Here is a 26272-nt window from a genome sequence, read left to right on the forward strand (position 1 = left end):
ACCCGTACATCACTACCACCTGCCGTGCGTCCGCGGATCTGCTTCTGACACCATAATAGGAAGACAAAGGTAAGAGAAGTTTCAGGAAAAACAATTCCTTACGACAGAAAAAAATATCCGCACGATGCCTTTCAGCAGGCGCCGTGCGGATAAGAGTAAATGCAATCTTATGCCAGGAATTTGACTCCCTGTTTATGCAGCCTTCTGCACAACCTCCCGCTGTGGTTGTGCACCGGCCGTTACTTTCCAGAAACCTGGCCGTTTTCAGTTTCTTTATTCTTGGTACCTACCAGAATGGCACCATGTTTCGCCCTGTTGCCATACAGTTTCCGGGCAGCTTCGCCTTTCAGCATCGAGATGCTGGAAATCTGTTGGGGCACAATCGTTTGAATCATTTCCTGAGTAGCAGGTACACCATCAATGACAATAAACACCGAATCGGAGTCGGTCGTTATGCCCTTGGGGGAAGAAAATGCCACGATGCCGATATGCTCATAAAGCCCATTATCCTTGTCCGGCACTACTGCATTGATTGACCAGGAACTGGAGGAAGTGCCCGAGCGGGAAGTGCTGTAAGAGAAACTGGAAGAATTACCATTTGAAGTGCTATGGGAAACACTGACAGAAGTGCTGCTGGCAGCTTCCCCTTTATCGTCCAAACGGAACTTGACAGGAATTGTAAACGTCATAGGCACCGCCTTTCCGTTTCTCCGCCCAGGTGTCCAGCGTGGCATAGCCTTTACCAGCCGGATGGCTTCGGCATCCAGCTCGGCATCAATACCCCGCAACACTTCAGGCTTGGTCACCTTACCCGTTTCGTCCACAATGAATTGCACGACCACATGTCCCTCAATGCCCTTCTCTTTAGCCGTCTGCGGATAGCGCATGTTATCCTTGCAATATTGCAACATAGCAGACATGCCGCCGGGAAATGCAGGTGACTGTTCCACAGCATCATACACCACCAGGCTGTCCAGGTCTTGCCCTACGCGGGAAGTTCCAAGGGAAGTTTTATCTTGCCCGCTATCGTCGGATGAACTGACAACGATGCTGACAACGGTATCCCGCGACACACTTTCTTCACTCCCGGCTTTTACAATTGCTGCCAAATCCGTAACTTTGGCGCTGGAAAGCCCGTTGCTGACTTCTGATACTTCGGGCCGGGCAAAAGCGGCAACCGCTACGGCTGCCAGCGGAAGTACATAAAAGAATTTCGCGCATGCCCACTTACTTGACTTTTCTTTCATCATCATAGTGATACGTTTTTTAAGTTTACTGTGATTTAAGCTGTTGGCCATAGAGTAGAGCCTTGTGCCAACAGCTTTCTTTATTAATAATAACTGGTATTCCTTGGCATTAATGCCGGCAGAGAGCACAGCCTCATCGGCCTCGTATTCGTGTACCGTCTGCAGTTCCTGCTTCAAAAGCCAGGCAGCGGGATTGAACCACTGTATGAAGCAGCAGAGGTCGACCAGCAACAAATCCCACGAATGTCCCCGACGGGTATGCGCCAGCTCGTGCAGCAGAATGGGACGCCCGTCTTCTTCCAAATCGCGACGGGAGATGACGATACACCGCATCCAGCTAAAGGGAGCAAGTTTGCGACGGTGCACCAACAGCCATACCCGCGGTGCGTCGGGCACATAACGGTGGATGTCATCGCGTTGCGTCACCCGCAGCAACTGCCACAGTCTGACGAGCGAACAGACATTGCGCACCAGAAAGAACAACACGCCCACGCAGTAAAGCCCTAACAAGACCAACGGCCACACAGTCCTCGCCTCCTCCATAGGAGCGGGAGAAGCCTCGGGCTCCCCTCCAGCCGGGGCCAGCCATTGCTCCAAAGTCAGCATCGTCTGCCCCACGCCTATGGGTTGCTCCGTACTGACCTCTATCAAGGGCACCACGGCAGACAGCAGTAACACACCCAACAAGGCCACGCGGTTAAAATGATGCAGGGTCTCGCGGCTCAGCAACAGGCGGTAAAACAGATAGAAGACTCCCAGGCAAAGGGCAGACTTGATGATATAGACTAAGAAGGCTCCCATGATGAGTAAGGTTAATGAGTAAAGTTTAACGGTTAATGAGTAATGATCTTACACACTCCAGCAAATCGTCCCGTTTCTGCTGATTGGTACCTGATACAATCTTGCACACTACACCTTCGCGGTCGATAACGACGGTCGTTGGTGTCTGCTGCACGCCAAACATCTTCCAGAGCGACTTGTCACCGGCCACCTGTACGAAGCGGAAACCGCAACGCTTGATGATGGGACGTATCTCGTCTGCCGTATTCCACGTCACAGCCAGGAAATTCACGTTTGGACAGATGTCCACCCACGTACTCAGTTCCGGCATCTCTTTGATACAGGGACCACAACCCGTATACCAGAAATTCAGGACCAACGGACGTCCCAAGGTGTTCTGGTCGGTCCATGTCTTGCCCTGCATATCCTTTACCTCGAAAGCGCCGATGTGGTCGCCCACCTTCAGTGTAAGTCCGGCAAAATCTGCTTTCATGCTCTCTTTGACCATCAGGTAAGAGTTCTCCCCCAGTTCAGCTTCCTTCAACCAAAAGTCTGCATCGGGCACGTCTTCGCGAGGAATAGCCTTTTTACGGTCCTCCTCACTCAAGGTTGCATCCAGCAAAAGCCACATCGACTGCCCGGCCTTGTTTCGCACTACGCTCCAAACAACCGACTGTTCCTTCAGCCCGGCAGGCTTTTCACTGAAGAAGAGACCGTCTATCACATACTTTGCCTCCTTGGATTGAGCAAAACCATTCAGACACAGGCCGCACAGCAGCCCCCTGAGTAACCATCGTTTCATTGTCCCTCCTCCACTTGTCTAATCAACGCCTTCAGTTCGTCTACCGTAATCTTCTCTTCTTCCACCAGCGACGAGACAACGCCCAAGTAGGAGTTGTCGAAATATTTGCTGATGACACCGCGCAGCGTACCCTTGCGGTAATCGTCACGTGACACCACGGCATAATACTGGTAAGTCTTGCCGCATGCCTTGTGCCCCACAAATCCGCGTTCTTCCAACCCCCGTACCACGGTAGACACGGTATTGAAATGCGGCTTAGGATTGGAATACAGTTCCAGGATGTCTTTCACATACAACGGACCTTTCTTCCAGAAAAAGCCCATCACTTCTTCTTCTTTTGCTGTCAACTTCTTCATAACTCTCAATTATTTACCGCAAATAACGGGATTATTTAGTTGACAAACTAATTCTTGCAGTTAAATTAAACTAAAGCCTATAGTTAATATCCTTCACGCTGTCCCTATAGGGCGAATTGCCTATGCCGTCATTTTCGCCCGGAGAATATCGGGATATGTTTGTATGCATAAAAAATGTTCCCCGTCAAAAAGATGTCGCGGCAACAAAAGCCGGAGCATCGGGTCAATCTGGTAGGGCAAGCTGCCAAACACCCGCAAAATACCTACAAATAGCGATTGCAAATGTCGGAGGAAAGCCGTTACTTTGCGCTTTGAAAAGTACTTTTTAAACAAATAAACGACAATGAATGAACCACATAAATACCGTCCGACAGACAAAATGAGCGATCTCATCTGCGACAACTATTCCCTGCTGATGGTGATGAGCCGCTTCGGCTTGTCACTGGGTTTCGGCGACAAGAACGTGAAGGATGTCTGCGAATCGCAGGGTGTGGACTGTTCTACCTTCTTAGCTGTGGCCAACTTCATCACCGAAGGACAATGCACCTACGATGAAGGAGATACCGACTTCTCACTGCCTGCCCTGATGGATTATCTGAAGCGGGCACACGCGTACTTTCTGGACTTCAATCTGCCTGCCATCCGACGCAAGTTGATTGAGGCTATCGACTGCTCGGAGGCCAATGGGGTGGCCATGCTCATCCTGCGCTACTTCGACGAATATGCCAAAGAAGTGCGACGCCACATGGAGTATGAGAACGAAGCCGTCTTCACTTACGTCGACGGGCTGCTGGCAGGACACCTGAGCGACCGCTTCAACATCGCCACCTTCGTGAGCAAGCATAACAGCATCGACACGAAACTGAAAGAACTGAAGAACATTATCATCAAATATTATCCGGAGACAGGCAACAACAACCTGCTGAACGCCGTCTTGTTCGACATCTTTAACTGCGAACAGGACCTTGCCTCACACTGCCAGGTGGAAGACTTCCTCTTTGTCCCCGCCGTGACGCAAATGGAAAGGAAATTGAGAAATGAACACTAACACGCCGTTGAAAATAGTCATCGCCGAAAGCTCGGTCATCATCCGCAGCGGACTGGCCGTTGTGCTGAGACGCCTGCCCAACCTGAGTGTACAGCCCGTGGAAATCGCCACGCCCGAATCGCTGACGCACTACATGCAGATGCACACCCCGGACATCGTCATAGCCAACCCCAACTTCGGCGGCTGGTTTGACCTGACAACCTTCAAGGCTGCCCACGAGAAATCCGGCATCCGATACATGGCCCTCATCAGCTCCGTCACCGACCCTAATATGCTGAAAGCCTACGACGGGCACTTCTCTATCTGTGACGACCTCGACACTATCGGTGCCCAAATCAACCAAATCCTGCATACCGAAGAGCCGGAAGAGGAAAACGGCGAACAGGATGTGCTGAGCCAGCGCGAGAAAGAGATCGTGACCTGCGTGGTAAAAGGCATGACCAACAAAGCCATTGCCGACAAGCTTTTCCTCTCTATACATACCATTATCACACACCGGCGGAACATTGCCCGCAAGCTGCAAATACACTCACCTGCCGGACTGACCATCTATGCCATCGTCAACAAGTTAGTAGCTTTGGAAGACATCAAGCTGTAAGGGGTAACGGTGCGGCATTCAGATTCTGCCTGTGCCTTACTTCTTCGCAGGGCAGGTCCCGACTGCATATTCTGCGGATTATCCGTAACAGAGGGCAAGGCCGAAATGTGCCGCCACAGAGAGCACACCTTGCCGCTGTTTGCTGCTTATACCTCAGAAGCAAATTCCTTATCGCTTGGGAGCACGCTGCTAATCGCTTCGAAATCGGCTCCTTATAGCTTGGAAAAAAGACAAGCACATAACAACAATCCGGCTAAGACCAATCATCCCCCATCAGGAACAGGCATAAAAAAAGCCCCGCCTCGCGATATCACATCGGAAGGCGGGAATCCTTTTATCTTCATAAAAGTGGTTACGTAATTATGACTAACTAATTCATTCAAATCTGATGTTGCAAAGGTAAGGCTTTCCGCACAACCGGGCAATCGCGCAAAATAGGTATTTCGTTGGCAGAACAGTCATTATTATTAGGTAAAGAAGGAGAAAACGGCACAGGTCGCTCAGCCGGCATAGCTGTGCATTCCGCCCAACACAAAGTTCACGCCGAAATAAGTCATCAGCACTGACAGAAAAGAAAGAATCATATAGACATGGAAAAACACGGGACTGCGGAACCACGGCAGGCTTCGGGCATGAAAGGCAACGGCATAGACCATGAACGTAATAAGCGCCCACACCTCCTTGGGGTCCCACGACCAGTAATGCCCCCACGACACATTGGCCCAAATGGCTCCCAAAAAGATACCCGCTCCGAGAAAGAACGTGGCAGGATAGAGCAGCAAACGGCTGAGTAACATCAGTCGCCGCGATTCACGCCGCACACACAAGGCAAGCACTCCGTTGAGCATCATAAAGGCAAACAAGGCGTATGACATCATGATGAGCGATACGTGCGAACTAAGCCAAGGCGACACCAGCACTGGCATCAAGGGCGTAATCTGCGGATTCATCTGACCCAGATAAGACACCAGCAAAGCAAATCCCGACAACAGGAAGCCGAAAGGCAATGTGAACGGGAAACGGCGCCGGAAAATGCAAGCCAACAACAGCGTGGACAAAGCCAGAAACTGCATCGTCTCATAGCCATTGCTCAGAGGAATGCGCCCGCCAATGTACCAACGCAAACCATAGCCCAACGATTGAAACAGCAAAGCTGCCCACAAGGCATACGCGAAACAACGCTCTACCAACCGGCATCCACGCCGGGAGACAGACACGGCACGCAATCCGTTATAAAGCAACCACGCAAAGGCAAGCACTCCCAACGTCAGATTGAACATAAACAGCAACTGGCTGAAAGGAATGCGGTTATACAACAGCTCGGCGCGGACAGCCGTTTCGGAAAGCGGTGCTACGCTTCCATCCTCCGGCAACGCCTTGACCAATGTCCCCTGTTGCAGCATCAGAATCAGACCTACCTTCTCGTCTGTTTCCACAATGGCTTTTTCTAAAGAAGACATCTTCTCTTTCGCGCCTCCCAAGGCATCCCAAAACTTCTGCAAACGGTATTCCGAGCCATCAAACAAATCGCTCAGACGGGCATAATCTCCTTCGATGCCCAACCGTGAGCGTAAGCCGGCATGCTTGACGCGTATCATCGGCTCGTCTTTCCATACTTCCGGATGCAACAGCCAGCCACCTATCACTTGTTCGGGAGTCAATCCTTTGTAAGTAGGCTTTCCCGTAAGCTTCAACACGAAGTCACGTGCCAAAGTATTCAGCGGAGTCACACGGTCGTGATAAAGCACCTGCACCGATGCCAGGCTATCTGCCTGACGCAGAGTGAGCACCGGCAACCGACGCTCCAGTCCATGCACCGGCATGCCTGCCACCCACAGAAAAAGCATGAGAAGACCTCCTTTGCGCAATATCGGATGCTTCAGCAACCGACGGAATTCACCCGACCGTGCCAGCAACATCCACACCATCGACAAGCCCAACAAAGCATATCCTGCATACGTCACACCAATCCCCCACGGGTCGTGATTGACAGACAACCAGCTTCCCTTCTTGTCCGAATCGTAAGAAGACTGATAAAAGCGGTAGCCGTCACACACAAAGATGCGGTTCATCGAAACGGCAGCAGACTTTTCTGCAATTCCACCGTCCGACACACGGACATAACTGATGTAGTCTGCCGGTGCCTCCGTACCTGGGTAATACGCGATGCGGAAACTGTCCAAATGCAACGTAAAAGGCAGTGGAACCATCCGGCGGCTGTCATGCTCTACAAAATGCGAGGTTTCCTGCCCTTCCGACAAATGCACATATCCCTGCCGCCCCCATACGAACGTAATCAAAGCTCCTATCAGAATGACTAAGAAAGAACCATGAAGCAACAGCAAAGGCATGCGCCTCCACAAACGAGCCCAGGCAAAAATCCCAATGGTCAGCACAGCCAACAATCCCCACAGGCAACAGAACCAGCCGGTGTGGTATACATGACGTGCCACAAAGTCCGTGCCTTGTGCCCGTTCGACAAAGGTGGCAACAGCCAGTAACCCCACCAAAGCCACGTACAGAAATAGAATCGAACGTTTCAATGTTTCCTCATTTTATTTCCGTCAGAATGCGGCAAAGTCTTTATTCTCTAACTGCCTCACCCCCATGCACTCCATCTCGATAAGCCATCCCGGCCTACAGACAGCCGCATGCACAAAGACCTTGGGCGTATGGGGGAAGCGGGCGTCATACAGTTCCTTCACCACATCATAATCCGCCTCATCGCGCAAGTAAACAATCATTTGCCCGATGTGGTCAAAAGTACAGTCGGCTTCTTTCAGCAAAGCATCCACATTCTCCCACATACGTTCTGTCTGCCGACGTATATCCCGTGGATAAACCACCTCGCCCTTGTTATTGATGCTTGCCGTGCCGGAGATGAACACCTGCCGACGGTCGCCATAGTCCACATACGTGCCCCGCTCGAAACTGACCCCATATTCGTAAGTGGGATTAAGGTGGGTAGGGGCATAAAGATAATGCACCTGCCCCGGTAGCAATCCGTCTACGGCATAGGTGTCCATCTGTACCAGAACCTTAGGGTCGGCGTGACGGCCTCCAATGCCCGTACTGGCTATATAGTGTGTCTTCTCCGTCAGGTTTTGTGTGACAAACACCTCGTTGCGGGCTTTCACCACTCCGGCATAATTCACATCCACGTTCTGTACAAAGAACCACGTGCGGATGCAGTTATCGGCCAGTTTACAGCCTTCTTCCATCAGTTGCATCACGTAGTCGTTCAGTAGCAGACGGGTCTGATACTCCGAATTGGCAGCATGATTATAGGCAGCGGCTCCCCACAAGTGGCGACAGGTTCCATGTTTCACCTCAAACAGACCGTTATGCAACACCCGACTCTGCACGCCGGTTTGCAGATAAGCCCATAAGGCAATCTTGGTTTTGTCCAGAGGAGGCTGCTCTACAATAGACAGCGGACAGTCGGGACTTTCGTCTTCCATACCCAAGAGTAAATCGGCCTGATTGGCGGCATCGCTGAGAAAATAGCGTTTGAATACGGGCACGGCTCCTTTCAGTTCGCCCTCCAACAGACGACAGAAAGCTGTCCGCACGGCTTCGGCCTGTTCGGTAAAGGTCAGTTTGGTGTCCGTTACGTGAATGATGGTATGATATTCTGCCACTCCTGTTTCGGGGCAGAACCTGAATATCTCAGTATTTGTTGTTTCCGACATAATAGGTTGTTGTTATTCGTTGTTGTTCATAAAAGGTTATTCATTCATTACTATTTGGCGCCGTTGTCTATCCAATCATCAATCAGGTTCAGCAGTTCCGTCTTTGCCGACAAGATGTCCGTATGACCGTGACTCAGATAGCCGTCGTCGTGCAACACCAGATGCAGGAAGCTCTCTGCACTGTTACCGGGATTCACCAGCAAATACTCCGGATTAGCCGACGACTGTTTGTCTACCAGGCAATCGTAGCTTCTCCCTTCTGTCAGGTAAAGACCGCGTGCAGCCTCGTTACTCATGCCGTGGCAAGCTATGCAATTGGCATTGAACACGCTCTGCTGAACAGTATTGAACATACCCACATCCAGCGTACCTACATCCAGACGAATGGTGTCGTCGGCCAGTTCATTGATGTTCTCCACCACGGCAAACGTGGCTACCCGTACCCGCAGACGGTCGATAACGCAAACCTCTACCTCGGTCACCTCTTCAGATACGCCGCTCATTATCGTTTGCACTTCGCCGTTGCCCACAGCAATGTTCTTGGCCACCACAGCATATTCGGAAGCATGGCTGAAACCAGCCACAGCCACAGTATAGCCGCCCGGCCAGGAATCCATGCCTTCAAAAGTACCGGTTACTTTCACCGTACGCCCTTCCTGGGGAACGTAGGCGATGGTTTCGTCCACCGGGCCGCTGTCGCAGGAAGCCAGACTTCCTAAGGCAAGCGAACCGAGCACCGTCAAGATATACAAATACTTTCTCATACGTCTACCCATACTCCTTATTGTCTTAGAACGAATACTGCAACAAGACGGTACCCGAATGCGTAGCTACGCCTAAATCGTCGTTATCGCGGTCCAGTTGCGTGTCATGTCCCCAGCGACCTACAAACTGATACATGGCCTGCAGTTTCAGGTTACATCCTTTGAAGAAATAATTGACTCCCACAGCAGGCATGTTCATAAAGCCATCGGTATCCATGCCGTTACGATTGAAGAAATCATAACGTGCCGCCAATTGTAGGCGCGGAGCCACAAAATAACCGCCCTGAATGTATCCTCCCAAGTAATTATAGGACTTGTCTATCTTCTGGCGACTGGTAAACCCTACATTCATGTAATAGGCTTCGGCTGCGAGATAAAGCTTGCGGTGCAACCAGGCAAACTCCAAACCTACACGCGTATCGTTGGTACTCTCACTCTCACTCTCGACATTGAGCGAAGCCGAAAGACCGACCATCAGCTTATCCTCGTTCAAGCGGTTGGGATTGCCTTGCGTAGAAGGCATCACTCCTTTGGGCATATAAGTCAACCTGCCGGCATAAAGCAGCGAAGGAATGTGCCAGTCGTCACTCAACGTCTTGCCAGCCACGTTGACCGATGCGCCCGTACCGTTGAAGAGTCCTACTTCGTAACCGAACTTGCCCGCCAAAAGGCCATGAATTTCCACACCCAAGTCGAAACCGGTACCTATGTTGGGCGTAACGGCATTGAGCGAATAAGGCAAGATGACGGACGTGGTAAGCGAAAGCGGCATTACGGGCAAGAGTGTTTCGCCCAACGTAGTGAGATAGGCATGCGAAAAAGGAGTTTTGAACTTGCCCACACGGACAGCAAACTGCTCTTTCAACGCCACATCAAACCAAGCCTGCTGCAACAAAGCTCCGCCCGAAGCAGCTGCATTGATAGATAGATTGAACGTCACCTTCTCGAAGGCCTTGCCTGTAAAGCCCAACACGGCGTACGGAATGGAGAAGCCCGAATTAGCCACGTTGTCCTGGTTGTAAGCGGGGTCCAACCCTTCATCGTCATACCAGTTGTAGTTGGCACTGGCCTGCACCAAAAGGTAAGGCTTGAACACAAAGTCGCCTTTCTTGGTTTCGATGGAGAAGCCTTCCCTACCGGCCAACGAAACAACTCCGTTCTCCGTATCAGCTTCGTATTGCGCCAGGGCCGGCAAGGGAAGGAGTGCCGACACGAGTGCGATTGCAAATATCTTTTTCATCTATTTCTGCATTAAAGGTTATCATTGGGAAAAAAGATTCTTCCATACATGATGCATAGAAGGATGCTTTCCTTAAAGAGAGCGCAAGAAGGCTACCAGCGCATCACGGTCTTCTTTGGACATGTTCTTGAAGAGATTCTTCGAAGCCTCGCCCTCGCCGCCATGCCACATGATTGCCTCGACAAAATTGCGGGCACGACCATCGTGGAGGAAGTAAGTATGTCCGTTCACCACTTCCTGCAGACCTATCCCCCACAGCGGGGTAGTACGCCACTCATTGCCGCGTGCCAGGCCGCTGACGTAATTGTCGTTCAGTCCCACATCCATGATTTCGCTGCCCATGTCGTGCAGCAGGAAATCAGAATAAGGATGGATGGTCTGGCTGCCTAACCAGGTGAGCTGCGTGCCGTTCAGCAAGGTAGAACCGCGGGGACGGGTATGCAGGGTGACGGTGTGGCAGAGGTGGCACTTGGCCTGGTAGAACATCTGCTCCCCACGCTGCACCTGTGGATCGTTGACATTGCGGCGCGCCGGTACACTGAGTGATTGCATGTAGAGGTCGACATCTTCCATCTCTTCGGTCGACACGTCTAACTGGTCGTAACTGAGCCCCATCATGCTGCCCTGGTCTACCTGTGCCTGCCCTTCGCAGATTTCTTCAGGATAACGACTGTTGGTCACGCCCATATCGCTGGAGAAACCCAGTTCAACGGTCAGGTCGAGGTGCTGTGCCTTGTTGCCGGACAGGCCGACACCGGTAACTCCCTTCTCTGTAATGTAGTTGCAACGGCCGCTGATGCCATATTCCGGATAGTTACTCTTGGCGGCCAGGGCCTCTATTTCGCGGGTGTCGATAGCCATCATCTGCCCCATGCCCACATGCCGCAAGGGGATGCGCACGGTGCAGAACAGGTCTTCGGGACGTATGCTGTCGGCATACCATTCAGTGATGGTATAGGTAGGAGCAGCCAGTTCATAGGTCTCGCCATCGGGAAATTCGAAGGTTTCATACCTCCACTCCACCTTCAGCTTACCTTCGGGTTCGACACCGTAAATGGCCTGGTCGTGCAGCACTCGTCCGTAATTACGGAAGAAAGCTCCGTTGCGCCGGGTGATGTAGACGAGCATGGAAGAGAAGCCGCTGCTGCCCGACCCGCCCTCTGTCCACAGCGTGGGACGGGTGCGTCCGGCGTTCAAGTGGCAGCTTCCACAACTGTAGCCGGCATACACCGGTCCCAAACCGCCACCCTGTCCGTTGCTGCTGGTGCGCACATCATCGTAGAGCGCGTCTCCCTCGTTGAAACGGTTCAGGTACTTACCTGTAATCCAGGACGACTCTTGGTCGTAGGCCTTGGAGGAGGTCAGGAAGTTGGTAGATGTACCGGCAGAGAGAGCAAACCCTTCGGGTACCTCGACGTCCAGCACATCCAGCCCCTCATCCTCGCAGGCCGTACAGACTATCAGACCGGAAAGCACTAACGGATAAATATATTTTCTTATTTGCATGATGTACTTACTTTAAATACGATACAAAACTTTCTGCGATGTAACACCGATGTCAGGAAGCCGATGGCATCCACCCGTTTTTCTGGAACGGACTCCTGAACGATAAGAAGCAAATTTCCAAGCGATAAGAAAGAGACTTCCGAGCGATAAGAAGCCGGCTCGTTATATATAAGGAGCAAGCAGCTGGTTATCAGAAAAATATGATTTCACCTTCTACCAGGGGGAAAGATCTGCCACATACAGCTTCAAGATGTACAAACACAGTGAAAAAGTAAAGGAATTGTTTGAATTCCCTTACTTTTCTGTTGTTCCGGGCACTGGCACCGGCTTATTCGGCAGGCACCGTACGGGCTTGTCCGTCTTTGAAGAGGAGAAATTCCAGCGTATGGAAACCACGCACGCTCTGTGCTGCAGCGATGTTCTCTACAGGGTCACCGTTTTCGTCCGTCATAAAGTCGCCCGACCACTCCAACTGGCCATAATCGCCCGACTTCAGGATATTCACGATGCCGTCCTGGTCCAAGGGCCACGAGTCCATGTTCGGGTCCAGTCCCTGATCAGCCACCGGTCCGAAGAGGAAGGCTTCGCTCTTTTCCCACGGTTCGCGGGCCACAATCCACTGGGCAGCTGCCGCGCGGAAGTTGGCATCGGTACGGTTCTGAGCCAGGGTGGCAATAGCGCTGTAAAGGTCTTCCACCTCTTGCTTCAAGTCGGCATACGTAGGCACTACTACCTCGTCCACATATTGTTCTACCACGGGGTTGAGCACTTCGTCGGAGTTGATGGCCGTCTCGTTGTTCAGGTAATTCTTGAAAGCCGTCAGTCCGTCTGCCAGGTCAGCGCAGGCATCTTGGGCATCCAATGCCTCTTGGCTGTTGATATTGCTGCGGAAGGGCTGCGGAATGTTCAAGATGGCATCGTGGGCATTTTTCACCAGCAGCATCAAGTCGTCTATGCGCTGGGGGTCATGGTTTTTCACTATATTATAGATGCTGTGCTCTGCCACTTCCGACTGCTCCAGATTCAGGGACAATTCGTTATCCACCACTACGTTACGGCTGCCACACAAGGCACTGTAGATAGAGATGATGTTGTTGGAATAGTCCTCGCGGGAGTGCCAGCTATACCACGACTCCACGGCATACACGGCGGCTGTGTGGTCGCCGCTGTTCCACTTGTTGATGGGGTCGCCAATCTTCTGTTCACCCACCTCATTGGCAATGTCCCAACAACCGTCTATAATCTGCCCAATGGCCGACAGGGCACTGGGGAAGGTAGTGCCTTCGGCATGTGCCTTGAAAAATTCGGCATACGAGCTGCCGCCCTGGTAAGACTCTGCCCAATAGCTGTAGAGGTTGCTGGCATCTTCGCGAAGGAGCTGTGCTACAACACCCATGTAGTTGTGCCAGTCGCTGGCATTCGCCAAGGTGTAATCAATGTCGGCTGCATCGCCGTCGTACGTCCAGTCGCCGTTACCATTGCCCGTTCCGTTGTTATCGTCGCTGCACGAAACCGTGCCCAAAGTCAGTGCGGCCAACAAGGCTGCACCAAAGAAAAATTTTCTCTTCATTGTCGTAATGATATTTAAATGGATTATTCGTATGGTTGTTTTATCGTTTCAAGAACCAGCCCACGTAGGCAATACCGATGGCAAACTCGTTCTCGCTGTTGTAGTTATAGTCGGTCTTGCCAAACATCTTGCCAGAGCCAATCTGCCGGGTGGTATAGTCGGCCTTCACCACCAAGTTGGGCAGGGCGCGCCAGTTGAGTCCGGCTGTCCACATACTCACCTTGTTGCGAATCTCCATCGACTGTCCGGCCTCGCCGCCTTCTTGCGGGTTGTAGTATTCGTAGCGCACGAAGGGATAGATAACGGGCACCTTGCGGTTGCCGCCGCAGATAGAACGCAGGTTGAACCCGACCTCACCGGCATAGCTGGCGGCATGTTTGGCCACAGGAGTCATGCGGCTATAAGGAGAGTCGTTGGAGAGACGACGGTTGTAGTTACTGATAGCTGTGGAATTGGTCAGGTTACCATAGACCACGTTGGCCCGCGCCGTGACATACTTGTTGATGTATTGCAAGTCGGCCGTATAGATGCGCACCGGAGCCCGGTATTGTCCACCGTCCGTCTTGCTATACTCCGTGGGCTTGTCGGCATTGGCTATGGTGTTGGCGCAGTAATAAAACGAAGCACCTACGCGCAATCCCGGCACCCCGCGGTAATCCAGGCGGAAGGCATAGCCGGGCGAAGTGAAGTTGTCTTCTTCAAAGAATCCCTGCTTGCCGCCAGCCACCCACTCGTCGCGGTTGAATCCGTTGGCATTCAAACCAGCCACCACCATCGCCTGATAGTCGAAGGTAGCATATCCCTTACCCAAAGTACCGAAGACAGCCAAGCCGGTGTCGTGCCATGTAGAAGGCAAAATGGTAGTCTCTCCCTCGGGACGTACCGTACCGAAGAAGTTCACCGGTTCATGATGGGCATTGGTCAACCCTACGGGTACAATCATGTGTCCGGCGCGAATATTAAAGGCAGGATGAATAAGGCGCGTGATGTGAAACTGCTCTAAAGCCACTTCGCCCCCCTTCTCCAATTCCACTTCGCGTTCGCCGTTCTCGGTGGTTTCCAGTTCCATGGCCTGTCCGGTGCCGCCGGATTCAAACTCAATCTCTGCGCCCAGAATCCACTTGGAATTGAACTTATAGTCGAAAGCCAGTACAAAGCGGGGAATAGAGATGGTATTGCGATGGTCACGCCCACTACCTGTACTGCCACCGTAGAAGCGGTTGATGCCATAATCCTTGAACGCAGCCACCATTTCGCCGTAGCCTCCGAAGCGAAACTTCTCGTAATCGTCTTCAGCCGTAGCAGCAATTTTCTGCTTGGCTTTCTGCACCAGACTTGTCTTTGTGTCTTCCGCTTCCGGTGTCTTTTCCGGTTCTTCCGCCCGTACGCCATTAAACGTCAGCAGAAAGCACAACATAAATAAACCCGTAATTCTTTTCATTTTTTACCTAAATAATTGTTGTTTTTATCGGCTGCAAAGGTAAGGGCGGTTAAAAAGTAAGGCAATACCTAAAAAAAGGTATAATCGGAAGGAAGTAGTAACAAGTAGGTAAAAGCAGAAACAGAAAAGAGAAAGGAGAGATAAGAAGGCGCATAACCAAACGCCACAAACGGGCATACAACCCCTCGTATCAGAAGAAATATCCAGACTTGAAAAAGCACAGTCCGTGTCTGAAGAAACCTCCGGACACGGACATTACGACTTACAGATTCGCAATACTGCTTATCTCAACGTCTGCGCCAAGCCAGTACCATATAGCCTGCAAGGGCTGCCAACAGCAGACACACACAGACGGAGAAACCGACATTCGCCCAGTCATGATAGGTGGAGAGGGTGGTGAAGAGAAATTGCAGGCAGATGATGATGTTCACCACCCGTATCAGACGCAAAGCCAGGATGTACTGAACCACCAGGTTGTGCGCCCTTACACGGAAGGGGAAGTTGATGGAGCGGGAAGGCAAATATCCCCCAACACCCAGCAGAATGAATAAAAACAGCGCAGTTCCACCCGACAGATAAAGATCAGACGGAAGGTCGCCACCGGACATGCGGTAGCGATAAAGGATATATATCCAGTTGGCCAGCACGGGCAAGAATGCAATTCCCTCCAACACATGGTCGATGAGCGAAGGACGGAAGCGGACGTCAGGCACATCTTGCGGGGTACGGGAACCAAGATTGATGAGTTTCATAAGCGATACTATTATTGTTCAGGGGCAGACGGAGTCTGACGCGGCTTCTTCAGCCGGCCGTTCTTGCGCAAAGCCTCAGTGATAATCCACTGAAGCTGGCCGTTGATGCTGCGAAACTCATCGGCTGCCCACTTTTCGAGGGCATCCATCGTTGCGGCATCCACACGCAGGATAAAACTCTTGGTTGTCGATTCTTTTTTAGCCACTGATGTAATAAAAAATTAGGAATGATAAATAATAAAACAAAGAACAGGGTACAGTCACTCCAGGCGACCGGTACGAACGAAACGAGCCACGTCGTCCATCACATAGGAGGGAACGGGCGAGAACCGTTGGTATTCATCAGGCGTAGCCTTACCCGTGCCTTCCTGCAGGAGGTGATTCAGGCGGGGATAAGACTTGAACGAGGCGTTAGGGCATTTCAACAGACCCGCACGCCATAGGCTGTAGTCCCGCATCGTCACCTGATAGTCACGTTCGGCCTGTAACACCAGCAGGGGGAGCGTCAAGTGGGCGGCTGCCTCCACAGAACGGTAGGCTACTATATCTGCCCAATACGAACGGGGAGCTGCAAACGGGAAAGGAATGGTGTCGCAAAAAGCAGACGTGCCCAAGCGCTTCACGTTCTCTACCCGGCGTTGCAGGTCGGCCACTTGCGCTTTGCCCTGTGCCGAGGGAGCAAGACTATCCAGGTAAGTAACTTGCTCCAGCAGGAGGTCTTCCAACGGACGGGCGGGAGCAGCCAACAGAATGATGCCCGCCAAACCAGATACACGTCCTGCCACACGAGGCGCCAGCCAGCCTCCCTGGCTATGCCCCAGCACATAAACGCTGTCTGCTGCCACTCCGGACGAGGTGCGAGCCAACCTTACCGCAGCCACGGCATCGTCCACGGTCTCTACATCGAGGTCAAGTTGGCGACCTTCGGGTACGCAGTCGGCGCGATAGACGAAGGTGCGCTTGTCGTAGCGCAAGGTGGCTATGCCCCGCGCTGCCAATCCTCTGGCCAAGTCGCGGAAAGGTTTGTTGGGACCAATAGTTTCATCACGGTCATGCGGACCTGAACCATGCACCAGCACCACGCAGGGCACCAGCCTCCCCTTCTCCACCGCCCGACGGGGAAGGGTGAGCGTGGCAGGCAGACGAAAAGCATCGCACACAACGAGCGTGTCACGTTCCATCACCTGCGAGCTGTCCGGTGCGACGGAAACAGGAGAAGGCTTTGGTGCAGGCTTCACGAAGAGACCCGCGATGCGCCCGTTTCCATTGAATGCAACTTGGAAGCGGAGGGGGTACTTCTCAAACGTCAGGTCGCGATAACAGACTGCCAGTCCCTCGGCTTCGACCTGGTGCCATTCGCCCGCAGATTGCAGGGAGCCGAACTGCCCCTCCAACTGGCGGTACATCCCACCCAGAACATCGGCAGACAAGGAGGCCTGCATCTCGTCGCTCAGCATCGAGCGGAGGTTATCGCCCTGCCCCGACACGAAATAAAGGTAGGCACACTGGGCCAACGGCAGGCGATCTGCCGTCTGGGCGCAGAGGCCGAGTCCGAGGAGACAGAGAAAAAGGGAGCACATCAATCGTCGCATCATAATATCAATGATTAAGAGTTCCCGTATTCAAAACCGGCTGGGCAGACTCATCGGCACAGAGCACCACGAGCAGGTTGCTTACCATAGCAGCCTTCTTGTCCTCGTCCAAGTCGACCACGTCATCTTTCTTCAGTTTGTCCAGTGCCATGTGTACCATCGATACGGCCCCTTCCACAATCTTCTCGCGGGCACCGATAATGGCCGATGCCTGCTGGCGGCGCAGCATCACGGCGGCAATCTCGGGTGCGTAAGCCAAGTAGTTGATGCGGGCTTCCATCACCTCCAACCCAGCCATGACAAGCCGCTCGTTCAGTTTTTGCTCCAGCTGTTCGTTGATTTCCTCGCCACCCGAACGGAGAGTCAGTTCGCCGGCCTCGCCCTCATTGTCGTCGTAGGCATACTGCCCGGCCACCTGGCGCAGGGCCGCATCGCTCTGTACCCGCACGAAATTCTCGAAGGCATTCATACGCCCGGCAACCGCGTTGCCCACGCTGACGGCCACTTCCTTGCCGTTGGAGGCAGGAGCAGAGGCCGAAGCCATGGTCTGCGAGTCTATCTCGAACATCGCTTTATACGTGTCCTTCAGCTTCCATACCAGTACCAAGCCGATGAGGATAGGGTTGCCTACTTTGTCGTTCACCTTGATAGGCTCAACGTCGAGGTTGCGGGCGCGCAGCGAAAGTTTCTTCTTGTCAAAGAAAGGATTGACCCAATAGAAACCCGTCTCCCGAAACGTGCCCTTATAGTTGCCGAAGAACACCATGGCGCGTGCCTCGTTCGGCTCCAACTGCATATAGCCTGCCAGCAGGATAAACCACGCCAACGTCAGTACGCTGCCCGCCACGTAGAGGGCCACACCACCCACGGCAAAGCAGATCACAATAACGGCTGTAAACACCAGCAAATGAAGGAAAAGCATGGCAAAACCATTCATCTTGAATCCCTTGAACATAAATTCTTTTGTTTCCATAGCGAATAAAATTAGAATGATATTATTTTGATAACACAAAGATAACATCTATTTTGGATACGGACAAATTATATCTGGTTTATTTTCAATAAAAATGCCGGATGCCCCGAATGGCATAGGCAGAGAACTTCCATCCACGGCTTCAACCCGCGGATGCTCCCCCAAGAACCTGCCAGAGCAGACCGCTGGTACCCCCCTATACTTTACTCCTCTGCTTCCTCTATATAAGAAGCCGGCTTCTCAAGGCTTAGAAGTTTCGTCCGAAGCGCTTAGAAGTTCAGCCCCAAGACCGGGCAAAGAATCTGTGCCGAAATTGCCAAGCTACTGGTTTTCTGGCAGCATTTTTTCAGCTCACCATTATTTTTATATTCCCCAAAATATCTTACCTTTGCTTCATAAAACAACTATTAAAAACATATTTAACACGATGAAAAGAATCTGTCTATTAACTATCGCGCTATTACTCTGCGCAACGTGGGCATCCGGCTACACCGAACGTAACCTTTTACAAAAAGAAGCCGACTTGGAGAAACTGAAAGAAGTGCTTGTCATGAACCAGCAATGGGTAGAATATCCCGCCTATGCCGACCGCGCCGGATGGGATTCGCTCATGGGGGCGTATAAAGAAACGTATATCAGACAAGGCGAGAAGCTGCTCGATTATTCTTGGAAGAGAGTAAATGCCACCGATTATCTGGAATTTGAACGGAGCGGAAACCGGGACATCATGGAAGGGCCGCTCGAAGCGAACAACCGAGCCATCACCGATTTGTTGCTGGCCGAACTGGCCGAAGGGAAAGGCAGGTTTACAGACCAGCTGATAAACGGTGTGTTCCAGGCGTGCGAAATGACCTCATGGGCTCTCGCCGCCCATCTTATCGTACAGCCGTCCAACCGCTCCTTGCCCGTCTACGACTATCCGGTCATCGACCTGGTATCCGGTGACATGGGCGGACTGCTCTCGTGGACTTATTATTTCATGCACGAGACATTCGACAAGGTGAACCCGGAAATCTCCCGCCGCTTGCGCCACGAAATCGAAACGCGTGTCATGCAACCTTATCTCACCAACGACTCTTTCTGGTGGATGGGACGACAAAACAAGGGACGCATGCTGAACAACTGGAACCCGTGGTGCAACAGCAATGTGCTGATGTGCTTCCTGCTGATGGAGAACGACCGCGACCGGCTGGCGCAAGCCGTGTATCTGACCATGCAATCGGTCGACGAGTTCTTCAACTACATCAAGGCAGACGGCGGCTGTGAGGAAGGACCGTCTTACTGGGGACATGCAGCCGGCAAGACGCTGGATTACTTGGAACTACTGTATGACGCAACCGGGGGGGAAGTCAGCATTTTCGACGAACCGATGATACGGAAGATGGGCGAATACATCTCACGCTCGTACATAGGTAACGGCTGGGTGGTGAATTTTGCCGACGCGTCGGCAAAGGGTGATGCCAATGCCGCCTTGGTCTACCGCTTCGGAAAGGCTGTGAACAGCGACGAACTGAAAGGATTTGCCGCACTGATGCGCAAGCCGAAAGCCGCCCCACGCAACGGACGGGATTTCTTCCGCACACTGGCTGCACTGGCCATAGACGGGGAATTGCAGGAGGCCACGCCCAAGCATGAGATTCCTCCTTTCACCTGGTATCCGGAAACAGAATTCTGCTACATGAGCCAGCATGGAATGTTCCTCGCCACCAAGGGAGGATACAATGACGAAAGCCATAATCATAACGATGTGGGCACCTTCTCGCTTTGGATAGACCAGACGCCTGTGCTGATTGATGCCGGCGTGGGCACCTACACGCGGCAAACCTTCAGCAGCGAACGTTACAGCATCTGGACCATGCAGAGCAACTACCACAATCTGCCTCTGATTAACGGTGTGCCCGAAAGCTATGGCAGAAAGTACAAAGCCACGGACGTGAAAGCACAACCGGGATTCTTTGAGGTTAACATCGCCACGGCCTATCCCCAGGAAGCCAAAGTGAAGCAATGGCTCCGCTCGTACCGCCTGAAAGGGAAACAGGTGAAGATAAACGATGCGTTTGAACTGGAAGAGGCCGTATCGCCCAACATTGTCAACTTCCTGACTTGGGGAGAGGTGGATACCTCTACGGCGGGAAAAGTCCGCATCCGAATCAATGGCACACAAGCAGAATTGTCTTATGACCCCGACTGCTTCGAACTGACCACGGAAACGAAGGAACTAACCGATCCGAAGCTGTCCAACGTATGGGGCAAGGGAATCTACCGCCTGTGTTTCAAGGCGAGACAGCAGGTCAAGAAAGGAAATTATTCATTCACCGTCAAACGGCTGTAGGCAACGGCCACGGGCATAATCGGCCGCAAGAAACAAAAAGCGCCGGGGGAATCCGCATCTGCGTTTTCCTCCGGTGCTTTTTTCATCATCATGGACCTACATGCGGCGGCGCTGCTCCTGTCCGGCACCGGTGCCCTTGTATTTACTCCTTGAGGCATTGAACCTGTAACGCAAGGTGAAGCGGAAGCGGCGGCGCGTCTCCTGTTCGATGGTCATCAAGCGGTTGCCGCTATACAGGGTCAGCGGGGCCCGGCTGGAGTTGAAGAGGTCGGTGCCCTGAAGCTGGAGGCTGAGGCGGTCGTCCAGGAAGCCTTTGTAGAGCGAAGCGTCCATGCTCCACGAAGGGCGAAACACATGATAGCTCTCTTCATGGCCGCGCGTCTGTGCGCTGAGGTCAAGGTTGAGCCGGAAGCCGAGTGGAAGGTCGAACGTGTTGCCCCAACGGAAAGAGGCCATGGGGTGGTTGAACAGTTCCCGCCCGTCGGGCGTATCGACGTAAAACCCTTGTTGAGACAGCATGGCGGTAAACTGGGGAGACCAGAGGCCGATGGTGGGAGCCAGGGTGAGCGCAGCGTTGAAGTAGTCGGCATCGGTCGTGTTGATGTATTGCACAAGGCTGATGGCGGGATTCGCCTCGTCGTACATGCCGCTGTGGTAGAGAAAGCCATCGCGCACGTGACGGTAGCCCAGATTCAGATAGACCCACTTCCAGGCGGCACTGAGCGAGAGGCGGTGTACCAGCGAAGGGTTCAGGGCTGGGTTGCCGCTCTCGTAGGTATAACGGTTGATGTAGGTGACGCTGTTGCGCAGCTGCCAGTAGTTGGGACGGTTGATGCTGCCGGAGTAGGTCAGCTGCAGTTGCACGTCCTTGCCCACAGGCATCAGGAGGGAGAGGGAGGGGAAGACATTGTCGTACGTGCGGCTCTGCCCTTCGATGCGCCGCTCCTGCTCATAGTAGTCGGAGACGAGGTGCTCGTAGCGCACGCCCGCCTTGGCCTGCAACTTCCCGAAGGAACGGCCATACTCCAGAAAGACGGACCAGGCATTTTCGCAGATGCGGCTGTCATCATCTTGCAGGATGCCTTCGGCATTGGTGTATCGGTTCAGGCGGTTGGTGTAGGTGTACTCGCTGCCCAGCGACAGGTTGCCTCCCCACAGGGGATGTTCCACTAAGAGCTTGGCGGCGTATAGCGTGTTCTCCTGCTGCGAACGGTTGGTGACGGTCTGCTCCTGCGGTGTGGACGCACCGGCGGGCGTCACCTGCTCCAGCATGTTCTGCGGGGTCTTGGCAGTGGACCACAAGCCGTCGGCGTTGAAGTCGATGGTCCAGTCGCCCAGTCGGCCATTGTAGTAGGCGTTGGCAGAGTGGGCGTAGCGGGTGCGGTTTTCCCAGCCGCTGCTGACACTGGTTTCGTACAACTCGCCATCGCGGTAAACGCTGGTGGGCAAGGGCGGAATGCTCCATTTATTCTTGGGCGTGCGGTCGAAGTCGTAGTAGGCGCCGATGGAATGGCGGTCGTTGAACTGGTAGTTCAGCGTCAGCGTGGTCTCTAAGTTCTGCGAGTGATTGCGGGTATTGACATTGCTCTCCTGCCGCCAGGTGTGGTCGAGGAAGGTTTCCTGCACCAGTCCCTTGTTATCTTCTTCACGTCTGTCGGAAGCATAGAGCATGGCGTTGAGGTCGAAGCCACCACGGCGGTAATTGAGATTAATCTGGTTGAGCACGCTCCAGCCGTAGCTATAATTGGTACTGAACCGATCGTTGACACCCAGGCCCTCACCCTGCGGCCGCTTGGTGTAGATGCGCACCACGGCCTGAACTGAAGCATCGTAGCGCGCGCCGGGATTACGGATGACCTCAACACTGCGGATATTGTCGGATGAGAGCTGGTCCAGTTCGGAAGCGTTGCGCATCTTACGCCCGTTGATATACACCTCGGCCGAGCCGCTGCCGAAGACGCTCACCGCGCCCTCGTCTGCCGACAACCCCGGGATGCGGTTCAGCAGGTCGTTACCCGTGCCGGCCTGCTCCAAGACACTGCCCTGCACGGTGGTCACCTGGGCATCGCCCTTCAACCGCACTTTGGGCAGGTTAGCGCGAACGGTCACTTCGCCCAGCATCTGCGCATCGAGTTGCAACGCCAGGGTTCCGATGTCTGCCCCCACGACCTCTTTATATAATGTAGTATAACCGATAAAGGAGGCGCGCAGCAACCGACCACGGGTCGAGGCTGGAAGAGAAAAGCATCCGTCGTCGCCGCTCACCGCACCCGCCACGTAGGCCGAATCGGGCAGGGAGAGGAGGACAACATTGACATACGGAAAGGGTTGACCTTGTTCGTCGACTATTCGGCCTTTGAAAAGGGTCTGGGCGAAGACGCCCGTCAGCGTGGCGAGGCACGCCAAGAAGAGTAAGATTCGTTTCATATCGCGTTACGTTTTTAAGTTTCTTTGCCTACAAAGTTAAGGCGAAAGAAGCTCTCAAACGGTCTATATGAACGACTAAAAAGTCTATATAAAGCCGACAGACCTCACTGGTTAACAAGCATTTAACGAACCACTCTTCTATATCAGCCTCAGGCTCGTCTATGCCCCGTCCATATCCCCCGCAGCCGGACGGTCAGGAAGCGAGGAAAGACACGATGTCTCCTTTCTCATCCATGCCGAGCTTCTTGCGGATGGTAGTCTTGCGCTGGTAGATGGTGGGGACGCTCTGACCGGTGAGGACACTGATTTCCTTGGTGGTGAAGTCAGCACGGAGCAGGCAACAGAGTTGCTGTTCCTTGTCGGTCAGCAGCGTACCAAAACGGGCGACAAGCCGAGCATGAAAGTTATCGTAAAGACGGTCAATGAGGGGATAGAGGTCGTCCCACACCAACAACCCTTCGGCTGTGTCGTCCGGATGCGGCAAGGTAGAGAAGCGGCGTAGCAATTCCTGATTTTGTGCCGTGGGCTGTCCTGCCACGAGTCGTATCAGACCTAACTGCTGCAGGAGAATGCGGCGGAACAAGCGGTCGTCTTCCCTGGCAGACAAGGCCGTGGATGAGGGCGAAGGGACAGAAACCTCAGCCAACAGACGGTCGAGGGTTTCGATGCGCTCTTCAGCCTCAATCAGGCGAGCGCGGCGACGGTGGAACAGATAGAAAGTCGTCCCGCCTATGAGCAGCAGGAACAACAATGCGCCCTGAAGCCAAAGGCGCATACGCTGGCGGTCGACCAGCAGGTGCAGGTTAGCTTCGGACAGGTCGTCACGCGTGCGGTCTTTCTGACGTATGGTACTGTGCAGGGCGTTGAGGGCGTTGCCCACGGAATCGTTGTAGCGCATTAGGCTAAGGTAGTCGAAGGTGCCGGTGCAGGCGTAGTCCAGCACACCTTGCAGGTAGCCCAACTGGTTTTCGGCAGTCACAGACTTATACCCCTCTCGGTGGTAATAGGCCCGTCCTTTGTCCAAGTAATATTGGGCAGAATCGAAACGTCCCAACTTCAAGAAACATTCGCTCATCGTGACACAAGCAATGTCCAGCACATCGGGACTGTCCGTGAGGTCCAGTAAACGGTGCAGCAAACGGATGGCCTCGTAATAGTCGATTGAGACGTAGACCATCATCTGGGCTTGGTTGCGCAAGTAGCGGACAGCCTGGGTAGTGTCACCTTGCTGTAAGGCCAGGACAACGCTGCGATTAGTATGCCAGACAGCGGAATCAGCTTTCTGCAAGCCCAGGCAGATGCCCAGCGAAAAATGATTGGCGGCCGTTTCGCGCAAGGTCAAGGCACGGCGATAGGCATCGGCAGCGCGGGTATAATCCTTATAGGTATAGACGTAGCACTCACCCTTTTCCGCCAAGAAGTCACCTGCCCGGATGCAGTCATCCCACGACAAGGCTTGGACACAGCCGCTGTCCAGTACAGCCAACTCCCGGTCATGGTGCCCCTTAGCGTGCAGGTAGGCGGCTTTCAGCAGGTAGGAAGTCAGGAGACGGGCGCTATCACCGGACGTAGTGAAGTAGTCAAAGGCAGGCAAGATGAGGGAGTCCTCAGTCATGGAAGCATTCCGGTCATAATCCACGTATGCCCTCAGCCAGCCGTAACGCAGGCGATCTTCGCGGGGCAGCAGTTCGGGACGCTCCATTTGCCTCAACAAGACGGCAACGCTATCGGTGTTTGTCAGCCAAAGGGTATCGGCATGGCGCAACAACGTAAGGTCATCCGCCCCGCGACGACAAGCAGTCGTCAGCAACAGGCAAGCGAACAGGACAAACAAGCGCATCGACATATACACAATATATTATATATGGGACACCGCTGCTTCCAATTGTTCCAACGCCTGCTTCAGCACCGCCCGCGGACAACCCACGTTGAGGCGCATGAAGCCTTCGCCTCCCTGTCCGAACATGGTGCCGTCGTTCAATGCCAGACGAGCCCCATCGGCAAAGAGGCGCAAAAGCTCTGACTGCGCAAGACCGAGACGGCGGCAATCCAAGAAAATAAGATAAGAGGCCTGCGGACGTATCATGCCGATGGAAGGAATACGCTCCCGCAGGAATGCTTCGGTAAAGTCAATGTTGCCCTGGATATAAGTCAATAACTGTAAGAGCCACTCTTCACCCTGACGATAAGCAGCGGCACAACCCACATAGGCCAGCATGTGACCCTCGCTGAACTCGCCTGCCTCCATAAATTCATGAAAACGGTGGCGGATGTCGGGATTGACAGCAACAGCATAAGATGAAGCCAGCCCCGGCATGTTGAACGCCTTGCTGGGCGCCATGAACGTAAGGCTGATGTCGGCAGCTTCGGGCGACACGGTAGCAAAGGGATGGTGGCTGTAGCCGGGCAGTGTTAGATCGGCATGAATCTCGTCAGAAAGCACCATCACACCGTAGCGGTGGCAAATGTCGGCCACGCGGCGCAATTCGTCCGCTGTCCAGACGCGCCCGCCGGGATTGTGAGGGTTGCAGAGTATGAGCACGCGGCATCCCTCAACGTCATGTTCCAGACGGTCGAAGTCGATGTGGTAATACCCGTCGCGCAGGTCGAGGGGCGAGAATACCACCTCGCGCTTCAATTTCTGCGTCACAAGGAAGAAAGGATGATAGACAGGCGGCATCACCAGCACACGGTCGCCGGGACGGGTGAAGCACAGCAGGGCGAAAGCCTGAGCGCGGACAATGCCGGGCACAAAACAAAGCCAGTCCGTTTCAATCTGCCAGCCGTGGCGGTGCAGCAGCCAGTCCTTTATGGCTGGTGCCCAGTCGTCACAGGGGCGAGTATAACCCAGGATGCCGGACGAGAGTTGGCGTTGCAGGGCATCCATTACGAAAGGAGGTGTACGGAAGTCCATGTCTGCCACCCACATAGGAAGGAGGTCATCGCGCCCCCAAAGTTCTTTCACGCCATCCCACTTTACTGAGTCAGTTCCGCGGCGCAGTATCAGTTCATCAAAATCGTAAGTCATAGTCGTATCTTTCAAAATGCAGGCAAAAGTACGAATTCTCCCGATATTTTCTTATTTTTGCAGACAAAACCTCCGTACGGACTTCCACCTGACGGAGTACATATTGACTGCCTCTGCGCGTGAA

General features: G+C 53.3%; 20 protein-coding genes. 3 read left to right on the forward strand and 17 right to left on the reverse strand.

The features are described from left to right. Positions 1-239: 239 nt before the first annotated feature. The 3 genes from B5F34_RS06340 to B5F34_RS06350 are packed head-to-tail and all read right to left on the reverse strand — an operon-like array spanning position 240 to position 3185. Entirely contained in the window at positions 240-2048 is a 1809-nt protein-coding gene (locus B5F34_RS06340) for a M56 family metallopeptidase (protein WP_087336241.1), read from the reverse strand. Positions 2049-2073: 25 nt separating this feature from the next. Further along, entirely contained in the window at positions 2074-2829 is a 756-nt protein-coding gene (locus tag B5F34_RS06345) for a TlpA disulfide reductase family protein (RefSeq protein WP_087336243.1), read from the reverse strand. Then, a complete protein-coding gene (locus B5F34_RS06350) occupies positions 2826-3185 on the reverse strand; it encodes a BlaI/MecI/CopY family transcriptional regulator (protein ID WP_087336245.1) in 360 nt (119 codons plus the stop codon). Before B5F34_RS06350 ends, B5F34_RS06345 begins: the two co-directional genes overlap by 4 nt. A 343-nt stretch (positions 3186-3528) precedes the next feature. On the opposite strand from B5F34_RS06350, the gene B5F34_RS06355 reads away from it, so the two are divergent. Both B5F34_RS06355 and B5F34_RS06360 read left to right on the forward strand, forming a co-directional pair. Next, a complete protein-coding gene (locus B5F34_RS06355) occupies positions 3529-4233 on the forward strand; it encodes a hemerythrin domain-containing protein (RefSeq protein WP_087336247.1) in 705 nt (234 codons plus the stop codon). Next, a complete protein-coding gene (locus B5F34_RS06360; RefSeq protein WP_087336249.1) occupies positions 4223-4831 on the forward strand; it encodes a response regulator transcription factor in 609 nt (202 codons plus the stop codon). The genes B5F34_RS06355 and B5F34_RS06360 overlap by 11 nt, the downstream gene beginning before the upstream one ends. 500 nt (positions 4832-5331) lie before the next feature. On the opposite strand, the gene ccsA is transcribed toward B5F34_RS06360, so the two are convergent. The 11 genes from ccsA to B5F34_RS06415 form a co-directional block, all read right to left on the reverse strand. Beyond that, positions 5332-7374, reverse strand: coding sequence for a cytochrome c biogenesis protein CcsA (ccsA, locus tag B5F34_RS06365; RefSeq protein ID WP_087336251.1), 2043 nt, complete (start codon positions 7372-7374; stop codon positions 5332-5334). A 21-nt stretch (positions 7375-7395) separates the two neighbouring features. Beyond that, positions 7396-8523, reverse strand: coding sequence for a Rid family hydrolase (locus tag B5F34_RS06370; RefSeq protein WP_087336253.1), 1128 nt, complete (start codon positions 8521-8523; stop codon positions 7396-7398). Between the two features lie 50 nt (positions 8524-8573). Further along, positions 8574-9287 (reverse strand): hypothetical protein, encoded by a 714-nt coding sequence (locus tag B5F34_RS06375; RefSeq protein WP_087336255.1) that lies wholly within the window; start codon positions 9285-9287, stop codon positions 8574-8576. A gap of 25 nt (positions 9288-9312) precedes the next feature. After that, positions 9313-10527, reverse strand: coding sequence for a porin (locus tag B5F34_RS06380; protein ID WP_087336257.1), 1215 nt, complete (start codon positions 10525-10527; stop codon positions 9313-9315). A gap of 72 nt (positions 10528-10599) precedes the next feature. Further along, a complete protein-coding gene (locus tag B5F34_RS06385) occupies positions 10600-12033 on the reverse strand; it encodes a di-heme oxidoredictase family protein (RefSeq protein WP_162609293.1) in 1434 nt (477 codons plus the stop codon). A gap of 328 nt (positions 12034-12361) precedes the next feature. Continuing rightward, positions 12362-13603: an imelysin family protein gene (locus B5F34_RS06390; protein ID WP_087336261.1), complete on the reverse strand. Its 1242-nt coding sequence runs from the start codon at positions 13601-13603 to the stop codon at positions 12362-12364. Between the two features lie 40 nt (positions 13604-13643). Next, entirely contained in the window at positions 13644-15044 is a 1401-nt protein-coding gene (locus tag B5F34_RS06395) for a hypothetical protein (protein ID WP_087336263.1), read from the reverse strand. A 287-nt stretch (positions 15045-15331) separates the two neighbouring features. Beyond that, complete coding sequence (locus B5F34_RS06400) at positions 15332-15796, reverse strand: hypothetical protein (RefSeq protein WP_087336265.1); 465 nt, start codon at positions 15794-15796, stop codon at positions 15332-15334. A gap of 11 nt (positions 15797-15807) precedes the next feature. Then, a complete protein-coding gene (locus tag B5F34_RS06405; RefSeq protein ID WP_087336267.1) occupies positions 15808-16002 on the reverse strand; it encodes an Arc family DNA-binding protein in 195 nt (64 codons plus the stop codon). 54 nt (positions 16003-16056) lie between these two features. Continuing rightward, a complete protein-coding gene (locus B5F34_RS06410) occupies positions 16057-17391 on the reverse strand; it encodes an alpha/beta fold hydrolase (RefSeq protein ID WP_087336269.1) in 1335 nt (444 codons plus the stop codon). Between the two features lie 4 nt (positions 17392-17395). Further along, the gene (locus tag B5F34_RS06415) at positions 17396-18361 is read right to left on the reverse strand and encodes an SPFH domain-containing protein (RefSeq protein ID WP_087336271.1); all 966 of its coding nucleotides are present in this window, start codon (positions 18359-18361) and stop codon (positions 17396-17398) included. A gap of 427 nt (positions 18362-18788) precedes the next feature. On the opposite strand from B5F34_RS06415, the gene B5F34_RS06420 reads away from it, so the two are divergent. Beyond that, positions 18789-20693, forward strand: a complete 1905-nt coding sequence (locus tag B5F34_RS06420) for a heparinase II/III family protein (protein WP_087336273.1) — start codon at positions 18789-18791, stop codon at positions 20691-20693. Positions 20694-20789: 96 nt separating this feature from the next. Here B5F34_RS06420 and B5F34_RS06425 read toward each other — a convergent pair whose 3' ends face one another. The 3 genes from B5F34_RS06425 to B5F34_RS06435 all read right to left on the reverse strand — a co-directional run bounded on the left by B5F34_RS06425 (position 20790) and on the right by B5F34_RS06435 (position 26148). Beyond that, entirely contained in the window at positions 20790-23120 is a 2331-nt protein-coding gene (locus tag B5F34_RS06425; protein WP_087336275.1) for a TonB-dependent receptor, read from the reverse strand. Positions 23121-23313: 193 nt separating this feature from the next. Beyond that, the gene (locus B5F34_RS06430) at positions 23314-24966 is read right to left on the reverse strand and encodes a hypothetical protein (RefSeq protein WP_087336277.1); all 1653 of its coding nucleotides are present in this window, start codon (positions 24964-24966) and stop codon (positions 23314-23316) included. A gap of 12 nt (positions 24967-24978) precedes the next feature. Then, positions 24979-26148, reverse strand: coding sequence for a PatB family C-S lyase (locus B5F34_RS06435; RefSeq protein WP_087336279.1), 1170 nt, complete (start codon positions 26146-26148; stop codon positions 24979-24981). Positions 26149-26272 lie beyond the last annotated feature (124 nt).

It is taken from the genome of Mediterranea sp. An20, from assembly GCF_002160055.1.
In the GTDB taxonomy this organism is placed as follows: Bacteria; Bacteroidota; Bacteroidia; order Bacteroidales; family Bacteroidaceae; genus Bacteroides; species Bacteroides avicola.